The 20,609-nt window shown below is 40.4% G+C and carries 18 protein-coding genes and 3 tRNA genes; 16 read left to right on the top strand and 5 right to left on the bottom strand.

Annotation, left to right across the window (positions count from 1 at the left end; all coding sequences use genetic code 11):
- The 8 genes from Q4557_RS04965 (at position 1) to glnS (ending at position 9,463) form a co-directional block, all read left to right on the top strand.
- Positions 1 to 621 carry an energy transducer TonB gene (locus Q4557_RS04965; RefSeq protein ID WP_076537016.1) on the top strand — a complete coding sequence of 207 codons (621 nt, stop codon included), beginning with the start codon at positions 1 to 3 and terminating at the stop codon, positions 619 to 621.
- Entirely contained in the window at positions 621 to 1,871 is a 1,251-nt protein-coding gene (locus Q4557_RS04960) for a tetratricopeptide repeat protein (RefSeq protein WP_102519798.1), read from the top strand. The genes Q4557_RS04965 and Q4557_RS04960 overlap by 1 nt, the downstream gene beginning before the upstream one ends.
- A 202-nt stretch (positions 1,872 to 2,073) precedes the next feature.
- Positions 2,074 to 3,900, top strand: coding sequence for a DUF885 family protein (locus Q4557_RS04955; protein WP_102531827.1), 1,827 nt, complete (start codon positions 2,074 to 2,076; stop codon positions 3,898 to 3,900).
- A 117-nt stretch (positions 3,901 to 4,017) separates the two neighbouring features.
- A complete protein-coding gene (locus Q4557_RS04950) occupies positions 4,018 to 4,296 on the top strand; it encodes a peptidylprolyl isomerase (RefSeq protein WP_076537011.1) in 279 nt (92 codons plus the stop codon).
- A gap of 58 nt (positions 4,297 to 4,354) precedes the next feature.
- Complete coding sequence (locus tag Q4557_RS04945) at positions 4,355 to 4,888, top strand: GNAT family N-acetyltransferase (RefSeq protein WP_102476361.1); 534 nt, start codon at positions 4,355 to 4,357, stop codon at positions 4,886 to 4,888.
- 223 nt (positions 4,889 to 5,111) lie between these two features.
- A complete protein-coding gene (locus Q4557_RS04940) occupies positions 5,112 to 5,351 on the top strand; it encodes a FeoA family protein (RefSeq protein ID WP_102531826.1) in 240 nt (79 codons plus the stop codon).
- The gene (feoB, locus tag Q4557_RS04935) at positions 5,344 to 7,638 is read left to right on the top strand and encodes a Fe(2+) transporter permease subunit FeoB (protein ID WP_303411057.1); all 2,295 of its coding nucleotides are present in this window, start codon (positions 5,344 to 5,346) and stop codon (positions 7,636 to 7,638) included. Before Q4557_RS04940 ends, feoB begins: the two co-directional genes overlap by 8 nt.
- Positions 7,639 to 7,792: 154 nt before the next feature.
- Complete coding sequence (glnS, locus tag Q4557_RS04930) at positions 7,793 to 9,463, top strand: glutamine--tRNA ligase (protein WP_303411055.1); 1,671 nt, start codon at positions 7,793 to 7,795, stop codon at positions 9,461 to 9,463.
- An 88-nt stretch (positions 9,464 to 9,551) separates the two neighbouring features.
- Here the strand turns inward: glnS and Q4557_RS04925 are convergent, their stop codons facing one another.
- Together Q4557_RS04925 and Q4557_RS04920 are read right to left on the bottom strand one after the other, a co-directional pair.
- Entirely contained in the window at positions 9,552 to 10,610 is a 1,059-nt protein-coding gene (locus Q4557_RS04925) for a glucosaminidase domain-containing protein (RefSeq protein WP_303411053.1), read from the bottom strand.
- Between the two features lie 86 nt (positions 10,611 to 10,696).
- Positions 10,697 to 11,293: a Yip1 family protein gene (locus Q4557_RS04920; RefSeq protein ID WP_102440512.1), complete on the bottom strand. Its 597-nt coding sequence runs from the start codon at positions 11,291 to 11,293 to the stop codon at positions 10,697 to 10,699.
- 490 nt (positions 11,294 to 11,783) lie between these two features.
- Between Q4557_RS04920 and Q4557_RS04915 the strand changes: the two genes are divergently transcribed.
- The gene (locus Q4557_RS04915) at positions 11,784 to 12,545 is read left to right on the top strand and encodes a tRNA-(ms[2]io[6]A)-hydroxylase (RefSeq protein WP_198590877.1); all 762 of its coding nucleotides are present in this window, start codon (positions 11,784 to 11,786) and stop codon (positions 12,543 to 12,545) included.
- A gap of 28 nt (positions 12,546 to 12,573) precedes the next feature.
- On the opposite strand, the gene Q4557_RS04910 is transcribed toward Q4557_RS04915, so the two are convergent.
- Both Q4557_RS04910 and Q4557_RS04905 read right to left on the bottom strand, forming a co-directional pair.
- Positions 12,574 to 13,290 (bottom strand): UDP-2,3-diacylglucosamine diphosphatase, encoded by a 717-nt coding sequence (locus Q4557_RS04910; RefSeq protein WP_102476356.1) that lies wholly within the window; start codon positions 13,288 to 13,290, stop codon positions 12,574 to 12,576.
- Positions 13,291 to 13,296: 6 nt separating this feature from the next.
- Complete coding sequence (locus Q4557_RS04905; RefSeq protein WP_102519804.1) at positions 13,297 to 13,791, bottom strand: peptidylprolyl isomerase; 495 nt, start codon at positions 13,789 to 13,791, stop codon at positions 13,297 to 13,299.
- A gap of 143 nt (positions 13,792 to 13,934) precedes the next feature.
- Between Q4557_RS04905 and cysS the strand changes: the two genes are divergently transcribed.
- Positions 13,935 to 15,317 carry a cysteine--tRNA ligase gene (gene cysS / locus Q4557_RS04900; protein WP_303411051.1) on the top strand — a complete coding sequence of 461 codons (1,383 nt, stop codon included), beginning with the start codon at positions 13,935 to 13,937 and terminating at the stop codon, positions 15,315 to 15,317.
- Between the two features lie 85 nt (positions 15,318 to 15,402).
- On the opposite strand, the gene folD is transcribed toward cysS, so the two are convergent.
- Positions 15,403 to 16,257, bottom strand: a complete 855-nt coding sequence (gene folD, locus Q4557_RS04895; RefSeq protein WP_102476354.1) for a bifunctional methylenetetrahydrofolate dehydrogenase/methenyltetrahydrofolate cyclohydrolase FolD — start codon at positions 16,255 to 16,257, stop codon at positions 15,403 to 15,405.
- A gap of 251 nt (positions 16,258 to 16,508) precedes the next feature.
- On the opposite strand from folD, the gene Q4557_RS04890 reads away from it, so the two are divergent.
- The 6 genes from Q4557_RS04890 (at position 16,509) to clpX (ending at position 20,555) form a co-directional block, all read left to right on the top strand.
- Positions 16,509 to 16,585: transfer RNA gene (locus Q4557_RS04890), tRNA-Pro, on the top strand.
- Positions 16,586 to 16,696: 111 nt separating this feature from the next.
- A tRNA-Arg gene (locus Q4557_RS04885) sits at positions 16,697 to 16,773 on the top strand.
- A 7-nt stretch (positions 16,774 to 16,780) separates the two neighbouring features.
- A tRNA-His gene (locus Q4557_RS04880) sits at positions 16,781 to 16,856 on the top strand.
- Between the two features lie 285 nt (positions 16,857 to 17,141).
- Entirely contained in the window at positions 17,142 to 18,446 is a 1,305-nt protein-coding gene (gene tig, locus Q4557_RS04875; protein ID WP_102440517.1) for a trigger factor, read from the top strand.
- A gap of 90 nt (positions 18,447 to 18,536) precedes the next feature.
- Positions 18,537 to 19,148, top strand: coding sequence for an ATP-dependent Clp endopeptidase proteolytic subunit ClpP (gene clpP, locus Q4557_RS04870; RefSeq protein ID WP_076536986.1), 612 nt, complete (start codon positions 18,537 to 18,539; stop codon positions 19,146 to 19,148).
- A gap of 126 nt (positions 19,149 to 19,274) precedes the next feature.
- Positions 19,275 to 20,555 carry an ATP-dependent protease ATP-binding subunit ClpX gene (clpX, locus tag Q4557_RS04865; protein WP_076536985.1) on the top strand — a complete coding sequence of 427 codons (1,281 nt, stop codon included), beginning with the start codon at positions 19,275 to 19,277 and terminating at the stop codon, positions 20,553 to 20,555.
- Positions 20,556 to 20,609 lie beyond the last annotated feature (54 nt).

Below are 20,609 nucleotides of genomic sequence, written 5' to 3'. Positions count from 1 at the left end.
ATGCTGAGAGCAATAGTATCACTCATAGTTGGTGCTGCTGTTACTTTCGCCCTGTTTGTCTTCATGGCCTTCTTGGTCGGTGGCGGCGCTAAACGCGCCGACACTTCAACTGATTCTCCTATTATTGAGATCAGTATGGATAAGCAGGATACGAAAGTGCAGGATAAGCCTAGGGTTAAACCTAAGCCACCAGCACCACCTGAGCAACCACCGAAACCGGATACTACTCCGCCAGATACGTCATCAGATATTGATACGAATATGGCATTTAACATGAGTGGTGTTGTCGCTGGCGGTGCTAGCACAGGTTTTAAACTTGGTAACATGATGACACGTGACGGTGATGCAACACCAATTGTACGTATTGATCCTCAATACCCAATTGCTGCAGCACGTGATGGTAAAGAAGGTTATGTACAACTTTCATTTACCATCAACGAATTAGGTGGCATCGAAGACGTTAAAGTTATTAAAGCAGAACCTAAACGTATTTTTGACCGCGAAGCAGTTCGTGCGTTAAAGAAATGGAAATACAAGCCTAAAATCATTGATGGTAAGGCTATGAAGGTTCCTGGTATGACTGTACAACTTGATTTCACATTGGATAAAGGAGGTAGATAATGCGTAAAGTAAATAAAATCGCTAGTGCGTTGCTACTAACTTTGTGTGGTAGTTCGCTACTCACAGTTTCAACTGCTCAAGCAGCTGAAAAATGTCCAATTGATGAGCGTCAATCTCGTGCAGTTGGTGCTAGTGCTGGTAAGAAAGTTCAAAAAGCTTTCGAAGAATACACAGAAGGACGTTTGGACCAAGCAATTGAAATTTTGCTTGAAGTGAATACCAAAAATGATTTTGATGCAGCGTATATAGGACGAATGATCGGTTCTTTCTATGCTGAAAAAGGTCAAATGGCAACGTCAATCAAGTATTTAAAAACAGCTGTAGATGCTGACATTCTTGGTGGTACAGATCACGCAGCAACATTACGTTTGTATGCTGACTTATTACTACAAGAAAAGAAGTTTAAAGACGCTATTCCTTACTACTACAAGTGGATGGACTTTACTTGTAAAGTCGACCCTGTTGTATACCGTCGTATCGGTATTGCATACAGCGAACTTAAGCAGTGGGATAAAGTACTTGAAGTTGCCGATAAAGGACTTTCTCTAGTAGAGAAGCCTGATAAAGGCCTTTATCAAATGAAATTAACTGCATACTTCAATCAAAAGAAGTATAAAGAAGCGGTAAAGGTACTCGAAATTATGGTACCGCTGTTCCAAGACGATAAACGTTTATGGGTACAGTTAGCGCAATTTTATTTGATGACTGAAGACTATACCAAGTCATTGCAAACTTATGATTTAGCTTATAAAAATGGTTTTTTAGAAACTGACGCTAACATTACTCGATTAGCACAACTTATGTCGCAAAATGGTGCGCCGTATAACGCTGCTAAGCTTTATGAAAAGCACATGAAATCGGGAATGATTAAAGAGACTGAAAAGTCGATTAAAATCTTAGCGGGTTTCTACCATAATGCTAAAAACTTCAAGCAAGCAGCCAAATTATATGGTCAAGCTGCTGAGTTATCTGGTGATGCTGAGTTATACCTTAAACAAGGTAAAATTCTTGCTATCGCTGAAGAGCCTAAAGCTGCAATTCCTGTGTTTGAAAAAGCACTTGCAGCAGGTTTGGATGAGCCAGGTGAAGCTGAACTTGAGTTAACTTTAGCCCATTTAAGTTTGAAGCAATATAAGTCTGCTTATAAGCGCGCAAATCGTGCTGCTAAACACAGCAAAACGAAGCGCAGCGCTAACAGCTATATTTCTTATATCAAAGAAAAAGCGCGAATTAACAATATTACTTTGTAATCTGGTTAATTTGAAAAAAGCCCCTTTCAAGGGGCTTTTTTTTTGAGTCGTATTTTTAGGTATAAAGAGAATAGATTGTTATTCTCAGTTACAATTATTTGCTAACTAATAACAACTAATTGCGATACATTGTAAATAATAACTAAAAAGATAAATCATATTTTAAGGCCGCTAAATTTGTGGCTCTGACAGGGATCTGATGATGAAAAAAACATTACTGACCGTTGCTATTGCTTCTTTATTATCGCTTCAAGCATGCAGCGAGCAAACAAGCCCAAACAACTCAAGCACCGCAAGTCTACAAAGCGCGCAACAAAGTAGCCAGACAGCAGCACAAGCATATAATGCTTTAGCGGATGATTACTTTAAAGCACTGTTAGCATTAGAACCTATCTATGCAACCTATGTAGGGGTTAATGATTACAACGCTGAGTTTGGTGGTTCATTAACTGAGGCTTACCTAAAACAACGACATGAACTAAATAGTCAGTTTCTAAAACGAGCAAAATCAATTAATGCAAATGAACTTCCTGCAGATTTACAATTAAGCTTTGATATGTTCATGTATGACCGTCATATGGATCTTGTTGCCGAGTCGTATCCTGAGCATTTTATGCCAATGAATCAGTTTTACAGTACGGTTATCAGCATGATCCAATTGGGCAGTGGTGAAAGTGCCCAGCCTTTTAACACCGTTGAAGATTATAACAACTGGTTAGGTCGTCTTACAGGTTTTATCAATTGGATAGGCCTGGCTCAAGCAAGAATGGATGAGGGGATCGCCAGTAAAGTTGTGTTACCTAAAGTCTTGGTTGAACGTATTATCCCGCAGTTAGATGCTCAATTGGTTAAAGAGGCTAAGCAAAGCTTATTTTATGCACCAATTAATATCATGCCTGAAGACTTTAGTGAGCAAGATAAGACTCAATTAACAGCAGAGTACAGTAAGCTTATTCAATCTCAGTTAATTCCAGCTTTAACAGATTTAAGAAATTATTTTAAAGATAGTTATCTTTCCCACGCAAGAGCTTCTGATGGTTGGTGGGGATTACCTAATGGTAAAGAGTGGTATCAAACGCTAGCAAATAGTCATACCACCACTAAAATGCCGGTTGATGAAATTCATCAAATTGGTCTTTCAGAAGTAAAACGCATTTTAACTGAAATGGATACAGTACGTGAACAAGTTGGCTTTGAAGGTGATTTAAGCGCTTTCTTCGCATCACTTTCAAGTGATCCAGAATATTTCTTTAGTGAGCGCCAAGGCTTAATTGATGGCTATATGGCACTAAAAGATGACATCAATAAAGAGTTACCTAAATACTTTAACGTGATGCCAAAAGCTGATTATGTTGTTAAACCTGTTGAAAGCTTTAGAGAAAAATCAGCAGCAGGGGCTTCTTATCAATCTCCTGCGGTAGATGGCTCACGTCCTGGTGTGTTTTATATTAATACCTTTAATTTAAAAGCACAGCCTAAGTGGGGCATGACAACGCTTTCTTTACATGAAGCCGCGCCTGGGCATCACTTTCAAATTGCCATTAAACAAGAGTTAACCGGTATTCCTGAGTTCCAACGTTTCCAAGGTTATACTGCATTTGAAGAAGGCTGGGCATTATATGCTGAGTACTTAGGCATCGAAATGGGCTTATTCAGCGATCCTTATCAGTACTTTGGTAAGCTATCTGATGAAATGCTCCGTGCAATGCGGTTGGTGGTTGATACTGGCTTACATGCTAAAGGCTGGAGCCGTGAGCAAGCTATTCAGTATATGAAGGACAACTCGCCAATGGCAGAGTCTGACATTATTGCGGAAGTAGAACGTTATATGGCTATCCCTGGTCAGGCGTTATCTTACAAAATTGGTCAGCTGACTATTTTAAGATTACGTGCTGATGCTGAAGCCCAGCTTAGTGATAAATTTGATCTTAAGGGCTTTCATGATCAAATTTTAACAACCGGTTCGTTACCTATGGCAGTCATGGAGAAAAAAATTGCCCGCTGGATTGAATCCGAATTGGCAAAATAACCAATAACTGATAGTTTAGTAAATGTAATCTGAGTAACAAGGGAGCAATTTATGCTCCCTTTTATTTTTTATAAAAAAATGACTAATTAATGGCATCAACTGCCAAAGGAGCTATAAATGGTACAGGCAACAGCTAGGCATCTTCTTGTGAGTTCTGAAGAACAATGTGAAACGCTTAAGCAGCAAATCATAGCAGGTGCAGACTTCGCTGAAATTGCTAAAGCCCATTCATCATGTCCATCAGGTGCACAAGGTGGAGAACTTGGCTCTTTCGGTCCAGGTATGATGGTTCGTGAGTTTGATGAAGTCGTATTTAGCGCGCCTTTAAATGAAGTACAAGGCCCAGTTAAAACTCAATTTGGTTACCATTTATTAGAAGTAACCAGCAGAGGCTAAACGCCTTATGTTGATTAAGGCAGCTTAGGCTGCCTTTTTTATTGGAGGTCACCACTTAATGATTGCGTTATATACTGACAGATTAAAAATTAGAACCTTAATCAAGGAGGATTGGGACAGTTTTAACCGCCTGCATCAAAATCCTGATGTCATCCAATATATCTGTGAGCCAATGACTGAGTTAGCCATTAAACAGAAATTTAATTCAAGACTTGCACCGTGGGAGTTTGATTTAGGAGAGTGGTTAACGTTAGTGATTGAAGATATTCACACCGGTGCTTTTATTGGTTTTACAGGTTTTCATTGTGATGATGCCTTGCTAAGGCGCGCTGAGGTAGGTTATATCATAGCACCTGAGATGTCCGGTCAAGGTTACGCTACTGAAAGCTTAAACGCAGTTATTGATTGGGGGATCCATCAATTTGGGGTCCACAAGTATATTGGTATCTGTTCAACTAACAATCTCGCTTCAGCCAAGGTAATGACGGCTTGTGGTTTTATTAATGAAGGCTGCTTAAGACAAAATTATAAAATAGGCCCCGATTGGCATGATGAATTTACTTTTGGCCTACTTACTCAAGACACTCGTTAACATTTAAGTAAACAAACACCTCATATAAGCAGCCAATTTAGCCGTTATCAAAATATAATACTCAAAGCACTATTTTCTTTTGGGCTTTTATCACATAATTGACAATACAATTGAAAACCATTCTCGTTTGCACTCGTAAAACATGATCTAGGTAAAGGTTTTGCTTAGTTAGCTCATATAAAATTAGTGTAATTCATATTTATAATCCCAAGGTAACTGCTTTATGAAGCTTAGTGAACTCAATCCCGGCGATAGCGCTAAGATTGCAGAGGTTGGCCAACTCTCTTTACCTCAAACAGTAAAGCGTAAATTACTCTCTATGGGCATCACTCCTCATACGTCATTTAAAATGTTACGCAGAGCGCCGATGGGTTCAGGAGTTGAATTAGATTTACGTGGTAGCCGTTTATGTATGCGCCGTGATTTAGCGGATGTTATTGAGGTAATAAAAACAAATGACTAAAGAATTTCATTGCGTCACCGTAGGTAATCCCAATGCAGGCAAGTCAACGCTGTTTAATGCATTAACGGGCTCTAATCAGCAGGTGGGTAATTGGTCTGGCGTAACGGTAGAAAAGAAAACCGGTTATTTCACTCTTGATAACACCAATATCCATTTGACGGATTTACCAGGTATTTATGATTTATTACCGGCAGGAAATAGCTGTGACTGTTCTTTAGATGAACAAATCGCCCAGCAATATCTCGCCGAACAAAGAATTGATGGCATCATCAATCTTGTGGACGCAACCAATATCGAGCGACATCTTTACCTCACAGTTCAATTAAGAGAGCTGGGTATTCCAATGGTTGTGGTGTTGAATAAAATTGATGCGGCTAAAAAATTAGGTATCGAAGTCAACCTTAAGAAAATGTCTGCAGAGCTTGGTTGCCCTGTTATTGCCGTTTGTTCACGAGAACTAAACGATGTTAAACAGGTTCAAGATCAAGTCTTAAAGTTACTCAAAGGCGAAATCTCAGAGTCTGCTTTAATGCTTAATTATGATGAGCGTATTGAAGCGGGCGTGCAAACTCTGCAACAACATGCTAGCGATCTAAGTCGCGGCCGAGCACTTGCTATGCTTGGTAACGGTAATGGCTGTGGAAAATGTAATAATACTAGCTTAAAAGATGTTGTTAATGATTGTACTAAAATTGCTGAACAATCAGGTACAGACGTTGAAGTGTTAGTGGCAACCACCCGTTTTGATTTTGTTGAGACGGTATTTAGCCAATCTGTTGAAGTGGGTGATTTTGAAAGCACCAGTGACAAGCTCGATAAATTGATTTTACATCCAGCACTCGGTGTTCCGGTGTTTTTGTTAGTGATGTATTTAATGTTCATGTTCAGTATCAATGTTGGTAGCTCGTTTATCGACTTTTTTGATATTACAGCTGGGGCTATTTTTGTCGATCATTTAGGTGCATTGTTAACCACAATTGGTGCTCCAGTATGGTTAGTGACAATTATTGCTGGCGGTATAGGTCAGGGCATTCAAACCGTGGCCACCTTTATACCGGTTATTGCAGCACTATTTCTTGCTTTATCTGTACTTGAAGCATCGGGTTACATGTCTCGTGCTGCATTTGTCGTTGATGGATTAATGAGACGCATTGGTTTACCGGGCAAAGCGTTTGTACCAATGATTGTCGGTTTTGGTTGTTCTGTACCTGCCATTATGGCAACAAGGACACTGGGTAGTGAGCGTGAAAGAATCGTTACCGGCATGATGGCGCCCTTTATGTCATGTGGTGCACGTCTTCCCGTTTATGCTTTATTTGCCGCGGCGTTCTTTCCTGATTCTGGTCAAAACTTAGTATTTTTACTGTATATCATTGGTATTTTTGCTGCTATTGGTACGGGTTTATTACTTCGCAGCACAGTATTGCCAGGTTCAAGCAGCGCTGTAGTGATGGAACTGCCAAGCTATGAAATGCCAAAAGCGAAGGCGGTTTTTTCTCGTACTGTTAAGCGTACTAAAAGCTTTATTTTAGGTGCCGGTAAAACCATTGTTATCGTGGTGACGCTGCTGAATTTTGTCAATGCAATTGGTACCGATGGTAGTTTCGGCCATGAAGACAGTAACGAGTCAGTACTAAGTGTATTAAGCCAAAAAGTAACACCATTTTTCTCACCAATGGGTGTAGAGCAAGATAACTGGCCTGCAACAGTAGGTATTATCACGGGTATATTTGCTAAAGAGGCTGTTGTAGGGACATTAAACAGCTTATATGCCACGCCAGCAGGCGAAGACGAAGAGTTAGCGAGTCTGTCTGAAAGCTTTTCAGAGGCATTAAGCACTATTCCTGAAAACTTATTGGGAATTGCACCTGAAGATCCTTTATCAATCGATGTTGGTAATGTTGAAAATTTAGAAGAAGCCGCTGCAGAGCTTGATGTTGACCGCTCAACATTCAGTGCACTGCAAGCTGGTTTCACAACCAAAATTGCTGCATTCTCATATTTGCTCTTCATCTTGCTATACACGCCTTGTGTTGCGGCAATGGGCGCATTAGTGAATGAGTTTGGTGCTAAGTGGGCTCGATTTGCTGCGCTATGGACCTTTGCATTAGCTTATGGCAGTGCAACGGTAGTATATCAAGGTGCCAACATTGCTAAGCATCCAGTGCAATCTATCGGGTGGATTTCATTCTTTTCTATTGCGCTAGTGGGCTTTTATTTCTGGCTTAAAAAGCAAGGTAAAAAGAGTCAACAGATTATCCCAGGAATTAAAATCATCACTGAATAAGAGATTTTGTGTTCAAATTAAAACCAGCATTTTACGAAATGCTGGTTTTTTGTTTTTTGAGGGTTATTTTTAGCAAACAGGCATTGTAACTCGCGTAAATCTGTAGGATCATCAAAGGTCATAAATTTCACCATCGTGCACCAAGAGGAACTCCATGAGCCAAGTGGACAACGAAGTACGTCCAAGTAACTTCATTCGTAATATTATTGATGAAGACTTAAAAAGTGGTAAACACACCAGTGTGCAAACCCGTTTTCCGCCAGAGCCAAATGGTTTTTTACACATTGGCCATGCAAAGTCTATTTGTTTAAATTTTGGCATAGCACAAGATTATCAAGGTCAATGTAACTTACGTTTTGATGATACTAACCCTGAAAAGGAAGACATCGATTATGTTCATTCTATTCAGGATGATGTACGTTGGTTAGGCTTTAAATGGTCAGGTGAAGTTCGTTATTCTTCGAATTACTTCGATCAATTACATCAATATGCGGTTGAGCTAATCTCAAAAGGTTTAGCTTATGTGTGCTTCTTAAATGCTGAAGAAACACGCGAGTACCGTGGCACATTAAAAGCACCTGGTAAAAATAGCCCTTACCGTGATACCTCAGTTGAAGAAAACTTGAACCTATTTGAAAAAATGCGTGCAGGTGAATTCAAAGAGGGTGAGTGTGCACTGCGGGCTAAAATCGATATGGCTTCACCATTCATGTGTATGCGTGATCCGGTTATTTACCGTATTCGTTTTGCTCACCATCATCAAACAGGCGATAAGTGGTGCATTTACCCAATGTACGACTTTACTCACTGTATTTCAGATGCGATTGAAAACATCACTCATTCGTTATGTACTTTAGAGTTCCAAGACAACCGTCGTTTGTATGATTGGGTGTTAGATCATTTAGATGATTTTAATCAACCAAACCGTACACGTCAGTATGAATTTTCAAGACTTAACCTTGAATACACCATGATGTCGAAACGTAAATTGAACGATTTAGTAACGCGTGAAATCGTGTCTGGTTGGGATGATCCTCGTATGCCAACTATCGCAGGTTTACGCCGTCGCGGTTATACTCCGGCGTCTATTCGTGAATTCTGCCAACGTATCGGTGTTACAAAGCAAGAAAACCTTATTGAAGGTGGCGTGCTTGATGCGTGTATTCGTGAAGAGCTCAACGAAAATGCACCTCGTGCCATGGCTGTGTTAAGACCGATTAAAGTGGTAATTGAAAACTACCCGTCGGATACACCTGAAATAATTAATGCCCCAATGCATCCGAATAAACCTGAAATGGGTACCCGCGAAATTGCATTTGGTAAAGAGTTATTCATCGATGCCGAAGACTTTAAAGAGTCTGCTAATAAGCATTTTAAGCGTTTAGTACTTGGTAAAGAAGTTCGTTTACGTAATGCTTATGTGATTAAAGCTGAACGTTTTGATCAAGATGAAGACGGTTATGTCACCACGGTTTATTGTACTTACGACAATGAAACATTGGGTAAGAACCCAAGTGATGGCCGCAAAGTTAAAGGTGTTATTCATTGGGTTGAAGCGACAACGGCCAAACCGGCTGAATTTCGTTTATACCACCGTTTATTTACTGAAGCGTCTCCAGCAGCTTTTGAAACCTTAGACGAAGTGTTAAGCGATGACTCTTTAACTGTGCTTAAGGGTGTCGCTGAAGCAAGCTTAGCCAATGCAGTGGCAGAAAAAGCGTACCAGTTTGAACGTGAAGGTTACTTCTGCGCTGATAACAAGGATTCATCAAAAGAGGCTTTAGTGTTTAACTTAACTGTGGCACTACGTGATTCTTTTGCTTAAAGTTTACCTGTAGCTTTTACTGGGGGTAGTTTATCCCTAAGTCAGTTAATAAAAATGCCAGAACAATATTGTTCTGGCATTTTTTTGGTTAATCATCAGTAGAACTGGCTTGGTTATTTGCGGAAATTAAGTGTATTGGCGCACCATCACTTAAATAGGCGGCGTCCACTTGATCAAGTTTGTTGTAACGGATCATCTGCTGGATACTATCAATATAGGCTTGGCCACGTTCGGAATATTTATCTAATGTGGTGACTAATTTAAGGCCTGTAATCGGTTTTTTCTCATAACGTAATTGCTGTCTCATTTGTCTCAGTTTAAGGTAGGCTGCATGGGTATTGATATTTAGCATATAGCCCTCAACGGATGCTTGCGGAGTATTAAATCGTGCTAAACCGTAATTGCCTAACTCTGTTCTTTGCTTTTTAGGAGCCATGCCGTTGCCACTGAAATCCCACTGGCCAAAAAAGGCGTTACCTTCAACGGTAAATCGCGATGTCGCCCAGCCGCTTTCTTCAGCCGCTTGGGCTAGCACTAATGACGGCGGCATGATGTCTACGCGCTTAAGCAGTTGTTTTCGCAAATCTTGAGTTAATGGTGTTTGCTTATCGGGGATGACCTTGTATTTTGTTGCGATATCAATAAGCTTGTTATCGGTTAGCTCAGCCTGTTTCACCCATTTTCGCTCTAAAATAATATTTTCATTACTGAGTAATATTAATGGCGCCATTAATCTGAAAAAAACCATTTTCTTAACCTGTACAGGGATCTCATTTGAGGTTTTTTGCCAATTCTCACTCACGCTATCAAAGGTTAATCGAGGTACTTCCCTTACACCGGCATCCCAGCTTTGTTTGTTGTAATTTAACGAGTCGAATAATTCAATTAATTGATCGAGCGAGTTTAAAATAATCTCTGTTGAGGCCTTGGTTTGCGGTTTTTTAGTTGTGAGTTTGTTGTTTGCGGCATCTATATATTGATGATTAACATTTGGCTCAATTGTTGCTGTTGGAGATTTAGTCGCGTTTGTACCAGTAGTATCAGTCTCATTTTCTGTAGTGGATGACTTAACCCAGTAGTTGATGGCAAATAAACCCGCTAGAAGCAGCAATACAAAAAGGATTTTTTGATAGGTATTTTGAGTCATATATCACCTTAGTTCAAACTCACTTTATGGGCCGAGCCATAACAAAAAAGGCGCGAAAGCGCCTTTTAAATATAGTACAAAAACATTTACTGCATCATAGGTCCTAAGCCTAAGCTCCATAATATAACGCTAGTGCCCATTAATCCGACCAATAGCACTAAACCTGCAGTAACGACTGAACTTGCGTAAATAAAGCCTTTTTCTTCAGGGATATTCATAATGATGGGGACACCAGCATAAAGTAGATATACTGAGTAGGCTAAGCCTGCAAGGCCCACTAACATCATAAACCATAACACAGGGTATAGCGCTGATATGCCAACCATAAATAATGGTGTAGCGGTATAGGCGGCTAACTCAAGTGCTTGAGTGAAGGTTGGTGCGGCATCAAAGGTTTTTGCCATCCAATAAGATAAATATGCCAGTGCAAATACGCCAGCAATGAGGCCAAAGTACATACCCACTGACATGAACATGGCGCTTTGTGGAGTGAGAAATAGTAGCTCGCCGTTAGCAGGATGCCAGCCTATATAAGCAGTTGCTACAAAACTGCACACAGCAGGAATTAAGGCGATAAGTAAGATATGACTAAGGCTGCTTTTAACTGCCTCGTGATTACGTTCAATTGTTTGCCACTCTTGTTTCGGATGAGTGTATAGCCCCATTAGGTGATTCAATATCATTGTTATTATCCTTGTTTAGCATTTCATACATAGCTCGCCAAACTTCAGACGAACTGATCATAGCCCCATATATCAATCGCCTTAATCAGTCCTACACATACTTAATGCACTCGTTACTAGTGAGCCGTTTAAGTAATAACTTCATCCCTATCGAAGCTTATCCATTAAAGGTGATTGAAATACAACTTAAGCAACTATTGTTACGCAGATGTATAGACTATTTATTGAACATTAGCGGCCATTCGTCAAGTGCTATTGTTGTTTTATCAGTATAAAAAGCTAATAAGCTCATCAGAAGTTAGCTCATGCAGTATTTTTCTCTTTAGATTGTCGATTTATATGTAAATATTCGACGTTAATGTAACTTAGTTGATGATTGTTAAATATCTATTTGCTGCTTAATGCAATCTTAGAATATGCAGATGGGTTGTCGTATCTGTTTCATTTTTTTAATACAATGGCGCCACATAAAATATTTAGTGGTACTTCAATGATGTATGAGCAGGGTTTACTTGAGCCGATTTACTCTTTTTTGAATTGTGAAACACCTGATAAGTGGATTGAAATGGCCAGCAAGCCTGAAAACTTATCCATCATTCTTCGTGATCATATGATTTGTGAGTTAAAAGCCGCCCAAAGCGCGATGTTTTTAATTAGGAAATACGCGGTGGATAAACCCAGTGCTGAGCAGTTATCCCAATGGATAAAGCCATACGAAGAGTTTGCCTATAAAAAGGTCGGCGATTTAGCCTCTCTTAAAGGAAAAAGTAACGTCAGCAAACAAATCACAGTGCGTGAAGGCTGTGTTTATGGTCAAGAGTTAGTTGATAAAATGGTATTGCTGATCAAAGAAGAATTACATCATTTCTATCAAGTAATGGAGTTGATGGAAAAAAAACAGGTACAGTATGAGCTAATAGAGGCCGGACGTTATGCCAAAGGCTTACTGAAACATGTTAAAACCTTCGAGCCAGATGCATTAGTCGATAAGTTAATTATTGGTGCACTAATTGAGGCCAGATCTTGTGAACGTTTTGCCAAACTTGCCCCGCATCTGGATGAAGAATTAAGTAAATTCTACGTATCGCTACTTCGCTCTGAAGCTCGTCACTACCAAGATTACCTGACGTTGGCCGAGTTAGTATCGGATAAAGATATTAGTGACAGAGTAAGGTTTTTGACCGAGGTTGAAGCTGAGCTTATTTTAACCCCAGATACCGATTTTAAATTCCACAGTGGTTTACCCAATTAACACTATATCCTTGCGGTATTTGAAGTCCTCAAGTTAGCAAGGGCAGTTGTTTAAGATTGGCAGTGTATTGGTCGACAATCAGTATGCTGCCTTGCTCGTACCAGTCACCAACCACAATGCGCTGCTTGTTATCGGCTAATTGATGTATTGCCGGACGGTGGGTATGGCCATGGATCATTCTTTGGCAGTTGGTTTTTAGCAGTAGGCTGTCAACGGCTGATTGCTCAACATCCATAATGGTATAGCTTTTTTGTTGATTGCTTTTTTGACTTTTTTTGCGAATATCAGCAGCGATGTTCTGTCGCGTTGATTTAGGCAAGTTACGGTAAATCCATTTCACGAATGATGAATTTCTGAAGCTTCTAAATCTTTGATAAGCCTTATCGAGCGTGCAAAGGCTATCACCATGCAAGACTACTGTTTTTATGCCATACAAATCTAACTCGACAACTTCTGGAAGTATGATCATTCCAGCTTTACGAGCAAATGATTTGCCAATCATAAAATCTCGATTACCGTGGATAAAATAAATAGGGATGCTTGTGGCGACACGTTTTAGATGGGTGGCTATTTCGTCAGTAAAGGGCTCGGCAATATCATCACTGGTCCAGACTTCAAACAAGTCACCGATGATATAAATCGCTTCAACATCAGCAAGATCTGAGTTGAGGTAGCGAATAAAAGCTTGGCTAATATCTGGGCGGTCTGCACTTAAGTGCAAATCGCCCATAAAAACAGTCTGCATTAATGATTATTCAGCAATGCTTGCACTGTTAATGATAACAGCTTCTAGTGGTACGTCTTGATGCATGCCACGGTTACCAGTGCTAACAGTTTTGATTTTCTCAACAATATCAAGACCTTCAACAACTTCAGCGAATACACAATAGCCCCAGCCTTGAGATGTTTCGGCTTTAAAGTCTAAGAAAGTGTTGTCATTCACATTGATAAAAAACTGTGATGTTGCTGAATGCGGATCAGATGTACGCGCCATCGCTAAGGTACCGACTTTGTTTGATAAGCCGTTGTTCGCTTCATTTTTAACTGCAGCATGAGGGGTTTTCTGAACCATATCTTCAGTAAAGCCACCACCTTGTACCATGAAACCATCAATCACACGGTGAAAAATAGTACCGTCGTAGAAACCTTCTTTTACGTACTTAATGAAGCTTTCAACAGTTAAAGGTGCTTTTTCAGCATTTAAAGCGATTTTGATGTCGCCCATATTTGTGTGCAAAGTGATCATATTTAATTACCTAGATAAAAATTGTTGCGCGATTCTAACTTATCTTACGTGAGGCTTAAAGTGCAGTGTTCAAAACAGTGTTGCTCATGGTAGACTTTGTGGCAATTAAATTGAGTTTTATTAAGAGTAAAAGAGAACCATCGATGTTGAAAATTTACAATAGTATGAGTCGTGAAAAGCAAGAGTTTAAACCGATTAACCCTGGCAAGATTGACATGTATGTATGTGGGATCACCATATATGATTTATGTCACATTGGTCATGGTCGTACTTTTGTGTCTTTCGATATGATAGTTCGCTACTTACGTTATAGTGGCTATGCGGTGAACTACTTACGTAACATCACCGATGTCGACGATAAAATCATTAAACGCGCCGCTGAAAATAACGAAAGTTGTGACTCACTCACTGAGCGTTTGATTGGTGAGATGCACAATGATTTTGATTCATTAAATATGCTACGCCCAGATTTCGAACCAAGAGCGACCCTGCATATTGATGAGATCATCGACATGGTGCAGACACTCATCGCTAAAGAGCATGCTTATGTTGCTGACAATGGCGATGTGCTCTTTAGTGTGGCTTCATTTGCGGAATATGGCCGCTTATCAGGACAAAACCTTGAACAGCTTCAAGCTGGCGCGCGCGTTGAAGTGGAAGCTGCTAAACGTAATCCTATGGATTTTGTGTTGTGGAAAATGTCAAAACCTGGCGAACCAACGTGGGAGTCTCCATGGGGGCCTGGTCGTCCTGGCTGGCACATTGAATGTTCTGCAATGAATGGCAAACACTTAGGTGAAAACTTTGATATTCATGGCGGCGGTAGCGATTTACAGTTCCCACATCATGAAAACGAAATTGCGCAGTCTTGCTGTGCTCATGGCTCAAAGTATGTCAACTACTGGATGCATACTGGCATGGTGATGGTTGATAAAGAAAAAATGTCTAAATCACTGGGCAACTTCTTCACAATCAGAGATGTGTTAGAACATTACGATCCAGAAACAGTACGTTACTTCTTATTATCGGGTCACTATCGTAGCCAGCTAAATTATTCTGAAGATAATTTAAAGCAAGCTAAGTCGGCTTTAGAACGTATTTATACTTCGTTAAAAGGCTTAGATTTATCAGTTGCTCCAGCAGCTGCACCTGAGTATGTCGGTAAATTTAAACTGGCGATGGATGATGATTTTAATACACCAGAAGCCTACTCGGTTATCTTTGATATGGTACGTGAGATTAACCGTCTTAAATCAGTTGATATGGCGCAAGCCAGCGCCTTAGGTGTTAGCCTTAAGCAATTAACAGACGTGCTAGGCATTATCAGCAACGATGTTGATGTTTATTTCCAAGGCGAGGGCAGTGATGATGAAGTCGCTGAAATTGAGGCCTTGATCGTTGAACGTAATCGCGCCCGCGCTGAAAAAGATTGGCCTGCTGCAGATATCGCTAGAGATAGACTAAATGCCCTTGGGGTTATTCTGGAAGATGGCGAAAATGGTGTAACAACTTGGCGTAAAAAGTAACGTCTAAGTTTAATCCGCCATAAAAAAGCCTGCATTAGCAGGCTTTTTTAGTTAATACAATTATTAACTCTGATTAAACAAAGGTTTAGTCGTGGTAAGTCTCAGCAGCATATAAGGTATTTTCTAGTAAGCTGGCAATTGTCATCGGACCTACACCACCGGGTACTGGGGTAATGAATGCCGCTTTCTCAGCAGCAAGGTCAAATTCTACATCACCCACTAAGCGGCCATTGTCTAAGCGGTTAATGCCCACATCGATAACAATCGCACCAGGTTTAATCCAATCACCAGCAATAAAACCAGGTTTACCTACTGCAACAATCAACAAGTCAGCTTGGCGTACCTTTTGTTCAAGGTTTTTAGTAAAGCGATGACAGGTGGTCGTAGTACAGCCTGCAAGTAGTAGCTCCAATGTCATTGGTCTACCGACAATATTAGACGCGCCAACAATCGTTGCATCAAGACCATATGTATCTACACCCGTTGAATTGATCAAGGTCATAATGCCTTTTGGCGTACATGAACGCAGCACTGGGATGCGCTGAGCAAGTCGGCCGACATTATAAGGGTGGAAACCATCAACATCTTTATCAGGGCGAATTTGCTCAATGACTTTAGATTCTTCAATGTGTGCAGGTAATGGCAGTTGCACTAAAATGCCATCAATTTTAGGGTCATCATTGCATTGATCAATTAAGGCTAACAATTCTGCTTCAGTGGCCGTGGTCTCTAAATCATATGAATAAGATTGAAAGCCGACTTCTTCACACGCGCGGCGCTTACTTCCTACATAGACTTGTGATGCAGCATCTGCACCAACTAAGATGACCGCTAAGCCAGGAATTCTTTTACCTGCTTCTTTACGGGCAAGTACTTTTTCTTTTAAAGTGGTTCGAATAGATTGAGCGATCGCTTTGCCATCAATATTTTGGGCAGTCATGGGGGTATAGTTTCCTTTATGGCGCGATAATAAGACGAAATTAACGAAGCGTATTCTATCAGTCAGCTAAAGTCATGTCATGAATATTGCCTTAGTGATTTTTTAAAAACAGAATTTTTTGTTTGTTAAAACAGCAGCTGAACAAGTTTGTCAAAAAAATCGTTGACGATAGGAAAGTGACTCGTTAATATGCGCTCCGTTCTCACAGCGAAGGTGTTTAAAGAAAATAAACATTGTAGCATTGAACATCTCGGTGATTAGCGCAGCCCGGTAGCGCATCTCGTTTGGGACGAGAGGGTCAGAGGTTCGAATCCTCTATCACCGACCAAATTTATTTATTTGTAAAGCTTCGGTTTTATGAATAAGCTGTAAAAAGATAAGTTGTTAACCAAAGCAACTTATCACGCTAGTAGGATATACAGATTTATCTGTAAACCATGCGCCCGTAGCTCAGTTGGATAGAGCACCCGCCTTCTAAGCGGGTGGTCGCAGGTTCGAATCCTGCCGGGCGTACCAAATTATGGTGATTGTAGCTCAGTTGGTAGAGCCCCGGATTGTGATTCCGGTTGTCGTGGGTTCGAGCCCCATCAGTCACCCCAAATTTTGCATTGATAATGCACAGTTGTAGAAAAAGCGACCTAAGGTCGCTTTTTTTATGTCTAAAATCCCCATTTAACCGCGTTTTCAGACTCGACTCGGCAGTAAACGGTCGCTATAATGTCGCGTCTTGATAAATATCTAATACGGATTACTACGGGTAACAGCGCTTAAACGCTGCTGTATCACTACTTTTATTAGTAAACATTAATCATCAAGAAATGAATATTTAATAGTTGAGTTTTCGACTATTACAAAGGACGTCAGACATATTTCGAGGTAAAACAATGCAAGTTTCTGTTGAAACAACTCAAGGCCTAGAACGTCGCCTAACAATTTCTGTACCTGCTGAGCAAATTGAGAAATTAGTTAAAGACAATTTATTACGTGAAGCGAAGCGTGCAAAGATCTCTGGTTTCCGTCCAGGTAAAGTACCAGTATCAGTAATCAACCAACGTTACGGTAAAGCTATCCGTCAAGATGTGACCGGTGAAGTTATGCAACGCAACTTCATTGAAGCTATCATGGCTGAAAAACTAAACCCAGCTGGCGCACCAGTATTTGCTCCTAGTAAAGCAGAAGGCGAGAACTTCGAGTTCGTTGCTACTTTTGAAATCTACCCAGAAGTTGAATTAACTGGTTTAGATGCAATCGCTGTTGAACAACCACAAGCTGAAGTTAATGACGCTGACGTTGACACCATGATTGAAACGCTTCGCAAGCAACACGCTACTTTCGCTGTAGTTGAAACTGCTGCTGAAGAAGGCAACAAAGTTAAAATGAACTTTGTTGGTTCAGTTGAAGGTGAAGAATTTGAAGGTGGCAAAGCTGACGATTTCGAACTTGAGCTTGGTAGCAACCGTATGATCCCAGGTTTTGAAACTGGCATCATTGGTCATAAAGCCGGTGAAGAATTTGAAGTTGAAGTCACTTTCCCTGAAGATTACCACGCTGAAAACTTAAAAGGTAAAGCGGCTAATTTCGTTATTACTCTTACCGAAGTTCAAGCTGCAGAATTACCAGAAGTGAATGACGAGTTCGCTTCATTATTCGGTATTGCTGAAGGTGGCCTAGAAGCCCTTAAAGCTGAAATCCGTAAAAACATGACTCGTGAACTTGATCAAGCGCTTAAAGCGAATGTTAAAGAGCAAGTTATCGAAGGCTTATTAGCTGCTAACGACATCACTATCCCTAAAGCACTTGTAGACGGTGAAGTGAATGTTCTTCGTCAACAAGCTATGCAACGTTTTGGTGGTCAAGCTGAAAACATGCCTGAGCTTCCAGCTGATCTATTCACTGAGCAAGCTGAGCGTCGCGTTAAAGTTGGTCTATTATTAGGCGAAGTAATCAAAACGAATGAACTTCAAGCTGAAGATGAGCGCGTTCAAGGTTTAATCGCTTCAATGGCTTCTGCTTACGAAGATCCAACTGAAGTTGTTGAATACTACAATGGCAACAAAGAGCTTATGCAGAACATGCGTAACGTAGCTCTTGAAGAGCAAGCTGTTGAAGTGCTATTAAAATCAGCAAAAGTAACTCTAAAAGAAGTTGCTTTTGAAGAATTTATGAACAAGGCAACAGGTAAAGCGTAACCTTCGCTTGACTTGATTGGCGGTTCGCCATTTATAATGGCTCGTATGAGGTTCTCATACGAGCCATTTTTATTTTAGGGAAAGTATAAAATGCATAAAGCGCCAGAATCTGTACTCAATGCTCTCGTACCTATGGTTGTTGAACAAACAGCAAAAGGTGAGCGTTCATATGATATTTACTCTCGTTTATTAAAAGAGCGTGTAATTTTCTTGGTTGGCCAGGTTGAAGAACACATGGCTAATTTGATCGTGGCGCAATTATTGTTCCTAGAATCAGAAAGCCCAGACAAAGATATTTCAATTTACATTAACTCGCCAGGAGGCTCAGTAACAGCCGGCATGGCGATTTATGACACCATGCAGTTTATCAAGCCAAATGTCAGTACAGTATGTATTGGTCAAGCAGCAAGCATGGGCGCTTTTTTACTTGCTGGTGGCGCAAAAGGCAAACGTCATTGTTTACCTAATTCTCGCGTGATGATCCACCAACCATTAGGCGGTTTCCAAGGTCAGGCTTCAGATATTGCAATTCATGCTCAAGAAATTCTTGGCATTAAGAACAAATTGAACCAAATGTTGGCGGAACATACCGGTCAACCAATGGAAATCATTGAACGTGATACTGACCGTGATAACTTCATGAGTGCTCAAGAAGCAGCCGATTATGGTTTAGTTGATTCAGTTTTTGAAAAGCGTAGCTGATCTTTACGCCTGAGTGCGCTATTCTTTGAAGAATAGAGTATTAAAATATAAGACTGTGTTTGTGCATTTAAACAGTACAGATGGTTTTCTACAGACAGTGTCTAGGCTGTAACAGAGGTAGAGTTAATGGGCGATAACAAAAATTCCGGTGACAGCGGTAAGCTGCTGTACTGCTCTTTTTGCGGGAAAAGCCAACATGAAGTTAGAAAGCTAATTGCTGGACCTTCAGTATATGTTTGTGACGAATGTGTCGAGTTATGTAATGACATAATTCGTGAAGAGATAAAAGAAATTTCGCCTAAACGCGATCAAGACCAATTACCAACGCCACACGAATTACGTAATCACCTCGATGATTACGTCATTGGTCAGAATCAGGCAAAAAAGGTGCTATCGGTAGCGGTTTATAATCACTATAAGCGCTTACGTAATGGTACGCCGATTGAAGGTGTTGAGCTTGGTAAAAGTAATATCTTACTTATTGGGCCTACAGGTAGTGGTAAAACATTACTGGCTGAAACCTTAGCGCGTTCACTTGATGTGCCGTTTACTATGGCTGATGCAACCACATTAACTGAAGCAGGTTATGTGGGTGAAGACGTTGAAAACATTATTCAGAAACTTCTGCAAAAATGTGATTACGACGTTGAAAAAGCGGAACGTGGTATTGTTTACATCGATGAAATCGACAAGATTAGTCGTAAATCTGACAATCCTTCTATAACTCGTGATGTATCGGGTGAAGGTGTTCAGCAGGCGTTACTAAAACTAATTGAAGGTACTGTTGCTTCTGTGCCACCTCAAGGTGGTCGTAAGCATCCACAACAAGAGTTTTTGCAAGTTGATACTTCAAAGATCTTATTTATTTGTGGTGGTGCGTTTGCTGGGCTTGAAAAAGTTATTGAGCAACGTGGCTTAACAGGTACTGGTATCGGTTTTGGCGCTGAAGTTAAAGGTGATGCAGATAAAGCGACTATCTCGCAAACATTAGGTAAGGTTGAACCAGAAGATTTAATTAAATTTGGTTTGATCCCAGAGTTTATCGGTCGTTTACCTGTTGTTGCGACGCTAACTGAATTAGATGAATCTGCATTGGTTCAAATCTTATCTCAACCTAAAAATGCACTTACTAAGCAATATGGTGCCTTATTTGAGATGGAAGATGTTGAGTTAGAGTTCCGCGAAGATGCGCTTAAAGCCATTGCTCATAAAGCAATGACCCGTAAAACCGGTGCTCGTGGACTTCGTTCAATTATCGAAGATATTTTACTCGATACCATGTATGACATCCCTTCAGTGGAAGGCGTGATTAAGGCCGTTGTTGATGAGTCTGTAGTAAAAGGCGAATCCGCACCAATCCTAATTTACGAAAATGCCGAAAGCCAAGTTGCTGGTGGTGAACAATAAATAGACGATTTAGTCTTTTATTAAAAATAAGGAGTCCATTGGGCTCCTTTTTTC

Source organism: Shewanella sp. 5_MG-2023 (assembly GCF_030547465.1).
Taxonomy (GTDB): Bacteria; Pseudomonadota; Gammaproteobacteria; order Enterobacterales; family Shewanellaceae; genus Shewanella.
This window is presented reverse-complemented; position numbering and strand designations above follow the sequence as displayed.